The sequence below is a fragment of the Chitinophaga sp. YR627 genome (genome assembly GCF_900114995.1).
Classification (GTDB): Bacteria; Bacteroidota; Bacteroidia; order Chitinophagales; family Chitinophagaceae; genus Chitinophaga.
This window is the reverse complement of the sequence record NZ_FOUX01000003.1, coordinates 1-17533: the sequence shown is the minus strand read 5'-3', so window position 1 is coordinate 17533 and position 17533 is coordinate 1. Positions and strand designations below refer to the sequence as shown.

At 44.5% G+C, this 17533-nt stretch carries 9 protein-coding genes; 3 read left to right on the top strand and 6 right to left on the bottom strand.

The genetic code is table 11. From position 1 onward, the window contains the following. The first annotated feature begins 109 nt into the window (after window positions 1–109). Entirely contained in the window at window positions 110–3490 is a 3381-nt protein-coding gene (mfd, locus tag BMZ72_RS15485; RefSeq protein WP_089809878.1) for a transcription-repair coupling factor, read from the top strand. Between the two features lie 77 nt (window positions 3491–3567). Here the strand turns inward: mfd and BMZ72_RS15480 are convergent, their stop codons facing one another. Next, window positions 3568–5520, bottom strand: coding sequence for a lectin-like domain-containing protein (locus BMZ72_RS15480; protein ID WP_089809876.1), 1953 nt, complete (start codon window positions 5518–5520; stop codon window positions 3568–3570). Between the two features lie 222 nt (window positions 5521–5742). Between BMZ72_RS15480 and BMZ72_RS15475 the strand changes: the two genes are divergently transcribed. Next, entirely contained in the window at window positions 5743–6447 is a 705-nt protein-coding gene (locus tag BMZ72_RS15475) for an SIMPL domain-containing protein (protein ID WP_089809874.1), read from the top strand. Between the two features lie 75 nt (window positions 6448–6522). On the opposite strand, the gene BMZ72_RS15470 is transcribed toward BMZ72_RS15475, so the two are convergent. The 5 genes from BMZ72_RS15470 to BMZ72_RS15450 form a co-directional block, all read right to left on the bottom strand. After that, complete coding sequence (locus tag BMZ72_RS15470) at window positions 6523–7914, bottom strand: SusD/RagB family nutrient-binding outer membrane lipoprotein (RefSeq protein ID WP_089809872.1); 1392 nt, start codon at window positions 7912–7914, stop codon at window positions 6523–6525. A gap of 13 nt (window positions 7915–7927) precedes the next feature. Beyond that, the gene (locus BMZ72_RS15465) at window positions 7928–10963 is read right to left on the bottom strand and encodes a SusC/RagA family TonB-linked outer membrane protein (protein ID WP_089809869.1); all 3036 of its coding nucleotides are present in this window, start codon (window positions 10961–10963) and stop codon (window positions 7928–7930) included. Between the two features lie 216 nt (window positions 10964–11179). Next, the gene (locus tag BMZ72_RS15460) at window positions 11180–11641 is read right to left on the bottom strand and encodes a hypothetical protein (protein WP_089809866.1); all 462 of its coding nucleotides are present in this window, start codon (window positions 11639–11641) and stop codon (window positions 11180–11182) included. Window positions 11642–11867: 226 nt separating this feature from the next. Further along, window positions 11868–13847 (bottom strand): DNA topoisomerase (ATP-hydrolyzing) subunit B, encoded by a 1980-nt coding sequence (gene gyrB, locus BMZ72_RS15455; RefSeq protein WP_089809864.1) that lies wholly within the window; start codon window positions 13845–13847, stop codon window positions 11868–11870. Between the two features lie 127 nt (window positions 13848–13974). Next, window positions 13975–15621 carry a hypothetical protein gene (locus BMZ72_RS15450; RefSeq protein WP_143087705.1) on the bottom strand — a complete coding sequence of 549 codons (1647 nt, stop codon included), beginning with the start codon at window positions 15619–15621 and terminating at the stop codon, window positions 13975–13977. A 287-nt stretch (window positions 15622–15908) separates the two neighbouring features. Here BMZ72_RS15450 and BMZ72_RS15445 point away from each other — a divergent pair, with 287 nt between their 5' ends. Then, entirely contained in the window at window positions 15909–16832 is a 924-nt protein-coding gene (locus BMZ72_RS15445) for a helix-turn-helix domain-containing protein (protein WP_177222803.1), read from the top strand. The last annotated feature ends 701 nt before the right edge of the window (window positions 16833–17533 follow it).

The window sequence follows — 17533 nt, the reverse complement described above, 5'->3', positions numbered from 1 at the left end:
GTGGAATTTATTTATACTAAATATAATGAATTTAGTCCGTAGGCGGTCGCCCCGATCTGGTATACCATTTATGGACTGATAACAGTAATTCCGTATCTTTGCAACCCTCATGAATATACAGGCTGTTTTACAACTGTACCAGCGAGATTCCCGCCTGCAACAGCTGGTGAAAGGGATACATTTGTCCGATCCACAGTATTTTCAATTAACAGGATTAACAGGAAGTGCCACCACATTCGTAGCTGCGGGAGCTTGGGAATTGGCCAATTCCGTTAACCATCTTTTCATTCTCAATGACAGAGAAGAGGCGGCCTATTTCCATAATGACCTGGAGTCAATCACCCAGGGGCTGGACATCTTCTACTTCCCGGACTCCTTTAAAAAGGCCGGCTTCTTCAACGAGATCAACAGTAGTCATAGTATGCTGCGCACGGAGGCACTGATGAAGTTCTCCGGTAATGCGGTACACAAGAAAGTATTAGTTACCTACCCGGAAGCACTCTGGGAAAAAGTAGCTGCTTCTGTTGCCTATACCGGCAACATGGTGCAGCTAAAAGTAGGTGACGTACTGAAAGTGGATGACCTGCTGAACAAACTCGTAAGCTGGGGCTTTGAGTTCACTGACTTTGTGTATGAACCGGGACAGTATGCCCTGCGTGGTGGTATCCTCGATATCTACTCGTTTGGTAATGAAAAGCCTTACCGTATTGAACTGTTTGGAGAAGATATCGATTCTATCCGTCTGTTTGATCCGGAAAGTCAGCTGAGTGAACGGAAGCTCAATCAGGTAACGCTGATCGCCAATATGGATACACAGGGGCTGAAACACGAGAAAGCCTCCCTGCTGGATTTCCTGCCTGAAAATACCATCGTCTGGATGAAGGACCCTGGTTATGTACAGGATGTGATCCTGCAACTGGAAGAAAAACTGGATGCTTTTCTGCAAACAGGACAACAGGTGAAGGTAGGTGATGATGATACCATTGCTCTTTCAGAAGCTGATTTTGTCAAGGCACATGCAATGATGCAGTACCTGCTACGCAGACACTGTATCATATTCGGCAATCGCCAGTGGTGGGAAGACACCAATCGTTCTTTTACACCGCTGAACTTTGAGACACAGGAACAACCTGTCTTTAACAGACAGTTTGAGATGCTGATCAAAGACCTAGACGCACACAACAAGAATAAATACACCCTTTTCATCTTCGCAGAAAATGCCCGTCAGCTGGAAAGGCTGCGTAGCATTTTTGAAGACCTGAAAGCTGATTTTACCTTCTTCCCGATCCCCTCCCCTGTCAGCCACGGCTTTATTGATCACTCGCTGAAACTGGTATGTTATACTGACCACCAGATCTTCCAGCGTTATCATAAATACAAGGTTAAACAGGCCTACAACAAGAACAAGGCGATTACCATGAAAACCCTGCGTGAATTACAGGCAGGTGATTTTGTGACGCATATCGATCATGGTGTAGGTGTGTATAGTGGTTTGCAGAAGATCGAAGTAGGTGGTAAAATGCAGGAGGCGATCCGTATTATCTACAAGAACAATGACCTCTTGTATGTAAACATCAACTCCCTGCATAAGATCAGCAAGTATTCCGGTAAGGAAGGTGTTGAACCGCGTGTGAATAAACTCGGTAGTGATGCCTGGGATAAGCTGAAAGAAAAAGCCAAAACACAGGTTAAGGATATTGCGAAAGATCTGATCCAGTTATATGCTGCGCGTAAGGCCCAGACCGGGTTCCCTCACTCGCCGGATACCTATCTGCAGACAGAGCTGGAAGCATCCTTCCTATACGAAGATACTCCTGATCAGAGTAAAGCAACTGCTGACGTAAAACGTGATATGCAGTCGCCCGCTCCGATGGATCGTCTTGTTTGTGGTGATGTTGGTTTTGGTAAGACAGAGATTGCGGTACGTGCTGCATTTAAATCTATTGTTGATGGTAAGCAGGCTGCCGTACTGGTACCTACCACCATTCTTGCATTCCAGCACTACAAGACCTTCTCTGAACGTCTGAAAGACTTCCCTTGTACAGTAGACTATCTGAACCGTTTTAAATCGGCGAAAGAAAAGAAGGAAACACTACAACGACTGGCAGAAGGAAAGATCGATATTATCATCGGTACACATGCACTGCTGAGTAAAGATGTGAAGTTCAAAGACCTCGGCGTAATGGTGGTCGATGAAGAACAGAAATTTGGTGTAGCTGCAAAAGAAAAGCTGAAGCAGCTGAAAATAAACGTAGATACGCTGACACTAACGGCAACACCTATACCGAGAACATTGCAGTTCTCATTAATGGGTGCAAGAGACCTGTCTGTGATCAATACACCTCCTCCTAACAGACAGCCGATAGAAACAGAAGTACATGTCTTTGATCATGACCTGATACGTGATGCAATTTATTACGAAACAGAACGTGGCGGACAGGTATACTTTGTATACAATCGTGTGAAAGGTTTGGGTGAAATGAGCAGTCTGATCAAAGGTCTTTGTCCCGATCTGTCTGTTGCAACTGCACATGGTCAGATGGAAGGTCATCAGCTGGAAGAAGTGATCCTCGACTTTATCGATCGTAAATACGATGTACTGGTATGTACCAATATCGTGGAAAGCGGCGTGGACATTCCAAATGCCAATACGATCATCATCAACAATGCACATCACTTTGGATTGAGTGATCTGCATCAGTTGCGTGGACGTGTAGGTCGTAGTAATAAAAAAGCATTCTGTTATCTGCTGGCGCCTCCTATCAGTACACTGCCCGGCGATAGCCGCAAACGTCTGCAGACACTGGAACAGCATAGTGAGCTGGGTAGTGGATTCCAGATCGCTATGCGTGACCTTGATATCCGCGGTGCTGGTAACCTCTTAGGTGGAGAACAAAGCGGATTCATGGCAGAGATAGGCTTTGATATGTATCAGAAGATCCTGGATGAAGCGATCCGTGAATTGAAGCAGAACGAGTTCCGTGAGCTCTTTAAAGATCAGCTGGAAGAGAAGAAAGACTTCGTTAGTGACTGTACCATTGATACTGATCTGGAGATCCTGATCCCTGATAGTTATGTGGAAAGTATACAGGAACGTCTGAACCTCTACCAGGAGCTCGATAATATCACGCTTGAAAGCAAACTCCAGGCATTCGAAGTAGAAATGCAGGACCGTTTCGGACCTGTTCCGGAGCCGGTAAAAGACCTGTTCTGTATGATCCGTTGCCGTTGGATGGCGATCAAATTAGGCTTCGAAAAAATGATGCTGAAAGAGGAAAAATTACGTTGCTATTTCATCAACAATCCTGATTCTCCATACTTCGAATCTCCTACCTTCAATCACATTCTCACTTATCTGCAAACGAGAGTGAACAATGCGAAACTCAGACAGGTAGGAAAGAACTTTATGCTGGTGGCAGATAAGATCGCGACGATGAGTGATCTGTATGATTTTCTGAAGAATATGGAAGAAGCAAGAAACGAAAAGTAATAACGCATACATCTGTAAAAAAGGAAGGCGCTTCAATACTGAAGCGCCTTCCTTTTTTACACTAATTATTTTGCAGATTATCTTACAATCGTCACCGTGCCTCTTCTGTTAAATACCTTTCCTCTGTAATCTGTTCCCTGTATCATCCATACATAAGTTCCTGCAGGCATCTGCTGTCCTTTATAGCTGCCATCCCATCCGGTAGACAGCGATTGTGTGCGGAATACTTCCTGTCCCCATCTGTTCCATACACAGAAGAAATCCAGGGTTGCAACACCCGGAGAAATAGCCCGGAAAATATCATTTAAACCATCATGGTTGGGCGAAAATGCAGTCGGTACATAGAAATCCGGACCGGCATATACTTTAATATGTATGGTGTCCATATCGACACAACCCTGTGGAGAGGTTACCGTGAGGTAGTATGTCTGATCATTATTCAGTATCGCTGTAGGATTGGGGGCATAAGGATCAGTGAGTCCATTGTCAGGTGTCCAGCTGAACTGAAGATTATTGCCACTGGTAGCGGCGTGCAACTGTAATGGCTGACCACGGGCAATGAGTGTATCATGACCCAGATCCAGTTTGATATCGGAAATAGTTATCGGTATATAAGCGGTATCTGAGAAGCAGCCTTTGGTGCTGAGCGTGTGTAGGGATGCCTCATATTCACCACCCTCCGGATAGATATAATCGATGTTTTGTACTGTTTGTTGTTGTCCGTTGCCCATATCCCAGTACCATTGCGACAGCGGAACAGCAGGTGTTAAATCAGTGCCTGTAAACACAACAGGTTCACCAATACATACACTCTCTCCCGCAGCTGCAACCGCAGGTGTTGGATAGACATTGACAGGTTTGGAGATCTCCGCTCCACATCCCTGGGAACTGGTTACCTGGAGTTTTACAGTGTAAGTACCTGTGTTATCGTAACTAAATACAGGTGTTTGAGTGGTTTCAATCGTACCGTTGCCCATATCCCATACCCATTGGCGTAATGTGCCTACGTCCAGGGTAGTTTTGTCTGTAATGCTAACCGTACGGCCTGTACAAATCGAGTCATAGGAGAAATCAGGGACTGGATAACTACCAATGGTAATATCCTGTTTCATGGTATCTGATACACAGCCGCTGTTATCTTCTATCAGGAGTTTTACCTGGTACTTGCCGGGTCTGGCATATTGATGTGGTGGCGGATCAGGAACAGAAGCGGTTGTTCCATCTCCAAAGTCCCAGCGCCAGCGTGTGATACTGCCAAATGATTTTGAGTTATCTGCAAAGACAATGGCGGAGCCATCACAGAAGAGCTGATTGCTGTTAAATTCCAGCTGTGGACGTAATGCCGCACAGAACTGTTGTTTATTGGATGCACCGCCTGTTGCAGCACCAAAACCCCAGAATACCATCGGATCGCCACCAAATACCTCTGCTACCAGGTCTTTCTGTATGCTTAAGCGCAGGGAGTCGTCCATGCTTACCTCCAGTTCTTTGGTGGCCGCATTCCATTTCACATGGAAGATATGCCAGTTACAGTCCTCGATGTTATCGTTGTTTGCCAGCGCGGTAACAGGACCTGCCAGGTTGTTAGGACTGCTATGTGATATGTCTCCGTTGATCTGGATGGATACGTGATCGTAGTAAGGGTCGCCGTCATCCATGTTCTGCCAGGTATCTATAATAACGCCGAGAGAAGGCCTGATATTCTGAAAGCCAATGCCCTGACCTGTGGCCCCAAGGTTTGTACCCTGCGTTTGCAGAATAAAACCGATGCCATCTGCACCGTTTTCATCTTTACAACCCAGGTTTACATCAAAATAATAATCAAAGGAATTATTCAGGCTGATCTTATTCTTATTCCATACTGTACCGCTCGAAGTACCCTGATCTTCAGTAAGCACATAACAATTACAAGTCCGTTGTGTCGCAGCCCCATTCAATATATATGGGGTCTGTAGTTGAGCATGTACCGGTGTATGGGATAAAAAAAGAAGCCAGCACAATCCTGCTAAAAGCAACAATGCTCTGGTCATAGGCTAATACTGTGTCAGTAAAATAAAAAAAATAATCAGTGTAACATATCCCCGACTTGCACGTTACAGGCAGATACTCCATATATCTTTAATCATAAAGTGTTGAGCACTGGTATACTGGGAAAATATTTTTTTACCCCTTTATGGAATCGGGATATTTTATCGCATCATATAGGCAAACAACGGAAACTAATATTCATTTTAACATCAAATCACAACAGTATGAAAAAGGTAATGTTTTTACTGGCAGGAATACTCGTAGCAACTTTCAGTCAGGCACAGCAGACAGACAACAGGCCTCCTGTTAAGAAAATCGAAGTAACAGGCTCCGCGGAGATCGAAATCACTCCTGATGAGATCTATCTCGATATCTCCCTCCGCGAGTTTAAAAATAAAACAACTAAAGTAGACATGAATAAACTGGAACTCCAGTTACAGAAAGCGGTGAAAGAAGCTGGTATCCCTTCCGGCGATCTGACTATCGCAAATGTATTTGGTACTAACTACGACCAGTGGTGGACTAAAAAGAAAAAAGATCCGGATTTCATGGCGCGTAAACAATACCGTCTTAAACTGAGCAACCTGGATAAAGTGAACAGCATCCTGAGTGGTGTAGATGACGAAGGTATTGAAAGCGTAAACATCAGCAGCTATACACACAGCAAAATGGAAGATTACCGCAAACAGGTAAAAACAAAAGCTTTACAGGCTGCTAAAGCAAAAGCTACTTATATGCTGGAAGCGATCGGTGACAACATCGGTGGTGTGCTGGAAGTACAGGAGATCAATACTGATAACTATGCAGACGTACAGCCAGTGGCTTTCTCTAATGCCCGTTTAATGGCGGCTGATGCAGTTGCAGACCCTACTGCTTTCAAGAAAATAAAAGTACGTGCAGAAGTAAGAGCGGTGTTCTTCATCAAATAATTACTGTCGCATAAATAGAAAAAGGGAGCATGCTTTACCGCTGCTCCCTTTATTTTTTATATAGATCCATCTGTATCAGCTATCCCACCATATCTTATCAGTGAGTTTTGCTTTTTGTAAATCCTGTGGATTGGCGCTGATCTCATTTAAAGGATAGAGGAATCTGCGGGGCAGACTTGTTACCGTATTGTTAGGGATCATTTTCAGTGCCGGATAACCGGTACGTCTCCAGTCTGTATAGTTTTCAACAGAAAGGAAATTGGCGGTCGCTTTTTCTTCGATGATCAGTTGCAGGGCATTATTCGCAGTCAGTATACCTCGTTTAGATAAGAAGGTCTGTGCTGCTGCACTGTTTGTATCAATACCCAGTTTAAGGATATTACCGGCCACTGCCTGTCTGAATACCGGTTGCGCAGCACTATACCCGGATGTGATGTAGTTGGCTTCTGCTTTCAGGAATAATGCTTCTGCCGCATTCAGTATATAGACCTTCGATCCGATCGCGCCATAGAAACTACCGGCAACAGAAAAATCCTGTAATGCACCAGCGCCTGAACCGATCACATTACCATTGTATTTGCCGGTGTTCTCTGCCTTACTGGCCAGAGACGGCAAACGGGGATCAGCATACTTCGCGAGTGAATCCACATAATGAGATGACAGTACCAAAGTAGAAGTATTATAGAAGTGCAGATACCAGGCATTGGAAGAGGTAGATGATCCGTTATAGGTAAACGAACAGTCATCATCATTACTGTTCATACCGTTGCTGAGTGCTGTCAGTGCGAGATTTGCCTGTGTCTTTGCATCATAACCCGGTGCTTTTGTCAGATGCATATAATACCTTGCTTTTAAGGTATACGCCATCTTTGCCCACTTGTTCATATCTCCGGCATAGTAATAATCATCTGTGCCTGGCGTACTTCCTGCGTCTGACTGTAACTGTGTGATGGCCTCGTCGAGCAATGACTGTATATTTTTGTAGACGTCTTCCTGTTTATCATAAGAAGGTGTAGTATTTCCGGTGCCGGAAAATGCAGTTGCATTTGGAATATCACCCCATAGATCCGTAGCAGTGCCCAGGGTATATGCCTTCAATACTTTCGCGACCCCTGCATATTTAAGATTACCGTTGGCAGTTGCCTGTTTGTCCAGTATGGTAGCGTTGTTGAGTACAACAACATAGAATGAATTCCAGAAGTCATCAAAGTTCGAACTGGTCACCATATAATTAGCTGTATTCGGCATCGGCTGATTAGGTACACAGTTCTGCATCCACTGATTCACCAGTGTGGCGGCATTCCCGGCTGCTATATATTGAGATACCCCTGCTTCCAGTGGCGCCAGTAAAAGCGATTCAGAGACGTCAGAAGGCACGTTTGGATTCTGGTTGACGTCAAGGTATTTGCTGCAGGCGGACAGTGTAACAGCTGCCAGCAATGCTATTGCGATGAATGGTCTTTTCATGTTGCGTAGTTTACTAGAACGTGAATTTTAATGTGCAGTCAAATGAACGGGCTGTCGGCGCAGAGAATGTATACACACCTAATCCACCGTTACCGGCTCCCCATGAGTTTACTTCAGGATCGCCACCGGTAAATGTTTTGTCTTTGTGTATCCAGAGATTGCGGCCGGTCAGTACGATAGATGCATCTTTGAATGGAGTATGTCCTGTAGCACCTTTTCTGAAAGTATAGGAAAGACTCACGTTACGCAGTTTGATATAGGAGGCATTCTGAATAAATGCTTCTGTGATACCGCTGATCTGCTGAAAATAAGCCTGTCCCGTTACTACCTGTTTGTTAGGTGCACTGGTTGCATCACTCACGCCGGCTACTACCCTGTCTTCCCGCTTTTCTGTTTGTTTTGAGCTGCCATAATAGAGCCCGTATCCATCATCTGAGTTCAGTATATCACCGCCCTGTTTGGTGTCGAAAAAGAAGCTTAAATTGAATTGTTTGTAGCGGAACTGATTCGTGATGCCTCCTATCCAGTTCGGTGTGATATTGCCGACTACGTCAAATTCGCCGGAGGCGTAAGGTAATCCTGCTTCATTGATACGTAACTGACCATCTGCTGTACGCGCGTATTTCGTACCAAAGATCAATCCCCAGGGTTCTCCTTTTTTTGCATAAATACTACCGATGCTTGTCTGATCCAGATCGGGACTGATCTCTTCTACTTTCTGATTGAGTTTTGTGTAGTTGATCGTTACATCCCAGCTGAAATCTTTGGTAGTGACAGGTGTTAGATTTAACAGTACTTCCACCCCTTTGGTCGACATTTTTGCAGAGTTGATAGTAGTGCTGGCATAACCGGTAGAATTTGCGAGAGAGATATTTTCAACAATACCCTGTGTCATACGTCTGTTGAAATAAGAGGCTTCGAGTCCGACCCTGTTTTTGAACATTTTCATTTCCAGTCCCAGTTCATATTCTTTCTGCAATTCGTTCTTCAGATTTGGATTACCCAATGAGGAGCTGATCAGGAAACCATTCTGGCCATTATAAGGAAAGGTGAGATTACTGCTGACATCTCCATAGATCACTGCCTGATAGTAAGGTGTTGTAGTAGCATATGTTTTTACGTTGTCATTACCAACAGAGGCAAACGATGCCCTTACTTTACCAAAATTGATGACGTCTTTCAGTTTGTCTTTGAATAATTCTGAAAAGATAAATCCACCTGCTACGGACCCATATGGGTAATACCTGTTTTCGGAGGATAATACAGAGCTGCCATCATATCTTCCGGTCAGCGACAATACTAACATGCGATTGTAATCCACTTCTGCCTGCGCATAGAAGCCTGTTTTTCGCCTCAGATACTCTGTGCCTGTATAAGTGATGGAAGAGGCGCTGGCCATATTATAATAGCCTGGTTTGGCCAATCCCAGCCCTAATGCGGTCATGAAGTCACCATGCTCTGAATAGACGTTGTTACCTAACAGCAGACTCACATTCGTGTTGTTAAACTGTTGTCTTGCCTGAACGATAAAATCGTGGTTAAACTGTCTGAAGTTTTTATTGTTGTAGTATGTTAATCCTGTTGCGTAAGTAATATCATTTGTATTGACGTGATAGGTCTGCTGATCAGTGTAGATATCAGCGCCTGCACGTTCGGTAACAGACAACCATTCAAACGGTGTGTATACAAATGTAAATACCGGCAGGAACCTGTTTACAACAGTTGTATTCAACACATTGTCCAGTACCCAGTAAGGATTGTTGCGGCTGTAGCGATACAGGCGTTGTGAGCCGTCAGGATTCAGCGCTGGTTTCAGATCATAAGATACCGGTGCGGTAAAGATGGTCCACAGCGGAGATTCAAGTCCATAACCTTCCGGTACTTTTTTGTTGTTGGCAGTGCTGTATGTCAACTGAAAAGTAGCATTTAGTTTGTCTATGATCTGTGTGTTGTATTTAGTGAATACACTGTGACGTTTATACGAAGTGACAGGTATTGTTCCCTTCTGATCGAAGTAGGAATAAGACATGAAATAATTCGATGTTGATCCGCCTCCTGATACGTTGACAGTACTATTGGAAGTCACACCTGTCCGGAAGAATTCTTCCAGCGGATTGTGTGCTTTTATTTTTTGTCCGTTCACTGTTAACGTATCCATAAGAGGCCCCCATGAGGTACTGCTTTTTCTGGTGTCTCCATCAAAGAATACGCCTTTGTCTCCCTGTGCATACAGGTATTGTCTATCAGGAAAAATGGTTCTTTCGAAAGACAAACCGGATGATAATGTTACTACTGGTTTGCGGCCGGCAGCTCCCTTTTTTGTAGTGACTAATACGACGCCTCTTGCCCCCGCAGAACCGTATAAAGCAGTCGCTGCAGCGCCTTTTAATACGTTAATGCTTTCAATGGTAGCGGGATCTATATCAGCCAGTCTGTTAGTACCGGAGCCGCCATTATAGGTGCCGCCGCTTTCGTCATTGTTGATAGGTACGCCGTCCATAACAAACAGTGCCTGGTTTTCACCGGATATAGAGGTAATACCGCGAATGACTATGCGTGCAGAACTACCTGGCATACCGGAGGAACTGGTGATCTGTACACCTGCTACCTTTCCGGTCAGCGAGTTTAGTACATTGGGCTCCTTTGCGCGTAATATCTCATCGCTTTTTACTTCCTGTGCACTGAATGTGAGGTTCCTTTTCTCTTTCTTTACGCCCAATGCGGTTACGACTACTTCATTCAGGTCGCTGGCGTTTTCTGTCAGCGTGATATTAAAGTGTTGTTCACCACCAACAGGAATCTCCTGCAGGTTATATCCGACAGCGCGTATAATGAGTATGGCATTGGGGGATACTTCCAGTTTAAATGAGCCGTCCTGCGCGGTAGTTGTCCCTTTTGAAGTGCCTTTAATGATGACGGAGGCGAAGCTGATCGGCTGCTTTTTTTCATCGGTCACTGTTCCTTCTATTCCCCTTGTTTGTGCTATTGCTGAGGAATAGATCAGCAGTCCCGCAAGCAACGCCAGCAGGTGAAATACGTTTCTTTTCATACAACGAGATTAGATATTGGTTTTTGTGATTTCCCCTCTAAATAACTGATCCCGTCATCTGCGCAAATGACTTAAAATGACATGTACTCAAATGTAATATTGGAAGGGGGCTAACCTTTTTATGATTCTTGACTATCTATAGACGGATATTAACCAAAAAAAAGTCCCGCCTTGAAAGGCGGGACACGATGGAAAAAGATTTCAAAAAAACGATGATCAATTAATATTTATTTTAAACTTTCCGTCCGTTAATGGCTTTTCTGATTCACCATTGTTTAAAATGCCGTCGAATGTGCCTTCGGCATATTTACTATTTATGCTTGTAATTTTTATTGTCGCTGTTTTGCTTTCGTAAGTATCAGAACCAGATAATGAAGCAGTGAATATCATACTTGCATTTTCTGTATTGGTGTAGGTACCTGTCTTCAGTGAATCAGGGAAGATCACGGTCATCATGATGGCACTGTTCAGGTTACTGGTCAGCCCCTGTATCATTAACACCTTTTTACCTACTACGGTCGTGTCAAACACTTCTCCGTATGCGGTATTAGCTGAATAGGAAGCACCATCAAATTTGAATTCACAGGAACCAGACGCCAGTACAGCCTTATCTTTCTGGCAGGATGCGAAAGTAATGAGGCAGAGGCACAGGAATCCCAGCAGGGAATAGAGTTTCATAGGATAGGTAGTTTCTTCAGGTATAGTGATAAATAGGAGTGCAAATTAGCTACTTTCTAATAAATTAAATAAATTATTTATAAGTTTTTTAACAGGTATGATGCAATAAAATGAGAACTGACTGGGAATGAGGAAGAAACAAAAGGGGGTAGAAACGTGTATAAAAAGCAAAAGCCCTGGTCTGATCAGACCAGGGCTTTTATATTGTGCGTAAACACTTCAGATTTTATGCATCGATCTTTGCATATTTCGCATGTGACTCGATGAATTCCCTTCTTGGTGGAACTTCATCACCCATCAGCATACTGAATACGCGGTCTGCTTCCGCAGCGCTTTCAATGGTTACCTGTTTCAGGGTACGGTTATCCGGGTTCATGGTAGTTTCCCACAGTTGTTCTGCGTTCATCTCACCAAGACCTTTATAACGCTGGATCGTTACGCTGTCTTCTTTACCGCCTGCGATCTTCGCGATCGCTGCTTTACGGTCTTCTTCTGTCCATGCGTAGATCTGTTCCTTGCTCTTTTTCACCAGGTAAAGTGGTGGTTGTGCGATGTACACATAACCCTGTTCAACCATTGCCTTCATATAACGGAAGATAAAAGTCAGGATCAGTGTAGCGATGTGACTACCATCCACGTCAGCATCCGTCATGATGATCAGCTTGTGATAGCGCAGTTTGGAGAGGTTGAGGGCTTTATCATCTTCTTCTGTACCGATGGTTACACCCAGTGCAGTAAAGATGTTTTTAATCTCCTCATTCTCATATATCTTATGCTCCATGGCTTTCTCCACGTTCAGGATCTTACCCCTGAGTGGCAGGATCGCCTGGAAGCTACGGTTACGTCCCTGTTTAGCCGTACCACCTGCGGAGTCACCCTCCACCAGGTACAGTTCACATTTTTCAGGATCATTTTCGGAGCAGTCAGCCAGTTTACCAGGTAAGCCGCTTCCACTCAGTACGCTTTTACGCTGTACCATCTGGCGCGCTTTACGGGCTGCTTCACGTGCCTGTGCTGCCAGTACTACTTTATTGATAATGATCTTGGCTTCGCGTGGATGTTCTTCCAGATAAGCATCCAGTACGGCTGCTACAGAACTGTCCACAACCCCCATTACATCGGAGTTACCGAGTTTGGTTTTGGTCTGGCCTTCGAACTGTGGTTCTGGTACTTTTACGCTGATGATAGCGCTCAGACCTTCACGGAAGTCATCACCTGTTACTTCGATCTTGGTTTTTTCGAACATTTTGTTCTTATCACCATAGCTCTTGAAGATACGGGTAATAGCACGGCGGAAGCCTGCTACGTGTGTACCACCTTCGATCGTATTGATGTTATTAACGTAGGAGAAGATGTTCTCACTGAAGGAGTCGTTATAGATCACGGCTACTTCAACTGCCACGTTGCTGCTTGCATCATGTGCTTCGATGAAGATCGGATCAGGTAACAGACCATTACGACGGCCGTTACGGTCCAGCATCTGTACGAATTCGATGATACCGCCTTCGCTGTAGAAAGTTTCAGTGATAGAGTTACCTGCTTCGTCCTTTTCACGGTCGTCAGTCAGGGTGATTTTGATCTTACGGTTCAGGTAAGCCAGTTCACGCAGACGGCCAGCCAGGATCTCACGGTTGTAAATGGTCTCTTTGAAGATCTCATTATCCGGTTTGAAATGAACGGTTGTACCGGTTGCATCGGAGATACCGATCTCGCGAACCGCGTATTGCGGTACGCCACGCTGGTATTCCTGCTCGAATAATTTGCCTTCACGGCGTACGGTTACATGGAGTTTGTCACTGAGTGCGTTTACGCAACTCACACCCACCCCGTGCAGACCACCGGATACTTTATATGTATTTTTATCGAATTTACCACCAGCGTGTAACACTGTCATTACAACTTCCAGTGCGGAACGTCCTTCTTTAGGGTGCATGCCGGTTGGGATACCACGACCGTCATCCGTTACCAGGATGGAGTTATCTTCACAGATAGTTACACTGATATTTTTACAGTAACCGGCAAGGGCTTCATCGATGGAGTTGTCCACTACCTCATATACAAGGTGGTGCAACCCTTTGACACCAATGTCGCCGATATACATGGCCGGGCGCTTGCGCACCGCTTCCAGGCCTTCCAATACCTGTATACTACCCGCATCATAGCCACTGCTGGCAGGGGTAGGTGCTTGCACTAATTCTTCGCTCATATTTGGGTGTAAAATGTGTTTAGATTTGAATCCTCGTGAATTGTGCAAAAATACGAAAAATGAGGCTTATTTCCATATTTAACACATGGTTTTTGAATCGTTGATATCCACATTTTCGCTTAAGAAATCAGATAGGGGAATTTTCTCCCAGCGCCGTCTCTTTGATCCCTGTAAACAGGGTCTTCCAGACCAGGTTAAAAAAGGACTTGGTGATGTCTCTTTCATATTTGGGGTGCGCCAGACGGGTTTCTCCGCCGTCCGGGTTGGCGTCTTTGATGACCAGCGCATTGGCCAGAAAGCTGAGCAGCCCTTTCTTTTTAAATTCGTGTGAGCCGTCTTTTTTCTTTAAAATATTCACTTTCAGGTTGCTATACAGGAATTTTACTTGCCCGGACGCCCTTCTTTCGTTGCCTGACATATTGAAAGTCAGGTCCTGGATCTGGCAGGACTTGATCTCCACCATCCCTAAAGGCTTCAGTACCGGGTTCAGTTCACGGCCATCCATATCCTTCAGTTGTCCGGATACGCCAAATGAACCACTGCTATCTTTCATCGAAAAGTCAAAATGCGCCCTCAGTTTGCCACTATTCATCAGAATGGCATTGATATCCGCACTGATATGCGCATTTTTAGCTATCATACTATCTATATTGGTGATATTCCGGAAGGTGCCGTGTACATGTTTGAAACTGAGTCTGCCGGCTTCTTCTGATTTCGGACTGATCTCCGTGTAGGTCAGTTCGGTCTTCTTCCCGATCATTGTATCTATATATATAGGTACTGCCAGTCTTTTGAACAGCTGGTTGGGGTACCCGCCCAGTTTGTTACCCGGACCATCCGGTAATTTCCTGTTATGGTAGATATCCAGGTCGCCGCTGCCGATTGTGAGTTTATTGGCCCATATGACCTGATTCTCCAGCAGCATCCGCGGTTGTAACTGCGCCAGTTCGATGTTATTGAGCCTGACGTCAAAGCGGTCACGTTGTGTTTTCGCTTTGATATCAAATTCTGCTCTTCCATAACGGGGTTCTACGGCAAACTGACCAATCCGCAATGTTTGTTCTTCAGCACTATACACAACGTCTTTGACGTGCATCCAGTAGAGGCTGTCCGGTGTACGGTAACGGTATTCCTTCAGGCCGAATTCATAGTTACGCGCATACAGAAAGCGGGTCGGGTCTTCCAGTGCCATGGAGTCGATCAGGAAGTCCTTTACCTGGATACGCAGGTCTTCCAGGTGCGTCATGACCAGTCCGCTATCAGGCTTTATGACCGTGTATTTCAGGTTGGTATGATCAAAACGGAGGTTGCCCAGGTAAAGCGACTTTATTTTAGCCGAAATATTCTGATAGGCGTTTTTGGGTGCAGAAGTATCCTTATTTGTGGTATTGTACTCCATGAGAACAATTGGGTTCTCAAAAACCAATGAACCCGCGCTTAGTTCTTTTTTCATGAAATAGCGCCATACCCGGAAATAGCTAAGCGAGATCCTGTCGGCGGTAAAACTGTAGATGAGCTTCGGCGCTTTCATCTCCTGCTGTAGACGTTTATATACGTCCGGATCCCTGATCAGGCTGACCTTTTCAAGGGTAAGACTACCAGTGATTGGGTTTAAGGCCATGTCGGCATAACGCAGTGTATACAGGCTGTCTGACATATCCATTATATATGACCGGAGCTGCCACTGGATCTGTCTGTTCCAGCGGTGTCCGATGTACCATGCGGCTCCCAGTATGAGTGCCATCAGCAGCACGAAGCTCAGGAGGATTTTCACCCAGATTTTTTTGAAAAAGGATTTTTTCTGCATCATATACAATATAGACGAAATTCGTACCATTGTCCCTATAGCCAGGTAGTAGAAAATAGAAAGCGGGTGTTTTTTTTCTACTGCAAATAAAAAATATTGAAGTTCATCAATGAATCATAAGTATTTGTGTTATATTCATTTATGTTGACCTGAACATCGTTTTGACGGGATTGCTATTGTAACCTGAATGTCAAAACGTTTTTGAATAAATTTTGAATGCCTATTTTTGTGACGGTTTTAACAAAATGCAAGGCGTGAAAGAGGTACAGGATATATTAGCATTGGCTATCAGGCAGCCCGCGATGAGCGATCAGCTGCAACTGGCAGAAAACGACGCTGTAGCGGTGCCGGACTGCCTTGACTTTACATTGCAGCGGTTTACGTATGATCGTCCGTTGCCGGTAGAAGATGTTGCCATGGTGGTATATCAACCTGCCAAGCGTGGTCAGACTGCTGCCATCGAGTTACGCTATTGTGTGGCTGGCAATAAATATTGTCAGAATCCGGGTTGTACTGATCAGGTATGTGCTGGTGGACATAAAGATAACTGTGTACAGAAGTCTCCATCCATTGATATGATCACTGTAAGGTTCCAGCCTTCTTTCATACAATCGCTGCAAAAAGGGTCTACCAACTCCACCCTTTTTGATATGCAGTCCCGCAAGCCTTTTGTGAAGACAATTCAGCCAAGCACTAAATCCAAAGAGGTGCTGGAGCAGATGGTACATCATAATTATGATGGTGCCCTGAAGAATATCTTCCTGCAGAGTAAAGCGCTGGAACTGTTACTGTTCAGTTCTGACCAGTTTGTACAGAATGATACGGATGACCGTTATGGCTGTCGTTTCCTGACACAGCTGGAAGACCGTGAAAAGATCGAAAAAGCAAGAGATATCTTACTCGAACAGCTGGATGCACCGATCACCATCCGTGATCTGGCTCGTCGTGTTGCGATGAATGAATGTTACCTGAAAAAAGGTTTCAAAGCGATGTACGGTACGACGATCTATGATTATTTCCAGAAAGAGAGAATGGAAAAGGCAAAAAGCCTGCTGTACGAAAGAGGCATGTCTGTTTCTGAGGTTGCGATCCTGATGGGGTATTCCTGTATTTCGCACTTCTCTACTGCTTTCAAGAAGCACACGGGACTGAAACCATGTGAGTTGCTGCTGAGATAAAAGAAATACGCAAAAATAGTTAGAAGCCTGATCGGATGCGGTCGGGCTTTTTTATTTCATATGGCTGATCTTCAATTAATTGTGAGGATTTTGAGCTAGTGGAGAGTAGTGGGTGCAGTTTCTTTTCCCGATTTGATCATTACTTTTCCCGAATACAAAAACACTCCCCGGAATATTGGCGTTTCTTTGTATCACGATCGGCAGATATCTATCCCGATCTTCCTTATAAGCTTCCTTATCAGATTTGACCATGGAGAAAGCTTACTGAGCAAAAAGAGTAAAGCCATCGATTTTTGCACCTCATAACACCAATTTTGACCTTTTGGAAAAAGTGCATTTTTGTTCAGTAAGTTTTCTACCGTAATTACATAAAGCCGTCTCGTCTCACGAGACGGTTTTTGTTTTTGGACGGGTTACCTATTTATCAGCTACTCTCCTTCCGGTACTGTCTTTTCCAGGATAAATATTGGTTGATCGGATCTTGTTCAGATGTCTTGTCCTGATATAGGTTTACGGTTTGGGTGAGATAATCCGTTTGAATTTTACAATATTAAAATATAATCCTGGAAAAGTTTTTTTTGCTGATTTTAGTCCTGGATCTGGTTTACAGTATCAACTGTTAATCCTGATTCAGGACTCTTTTTCTTTGTGTTTCGCCATCTTCTCACTAATTCTCCTTGTTTTGCATGTGCCTGATTTGG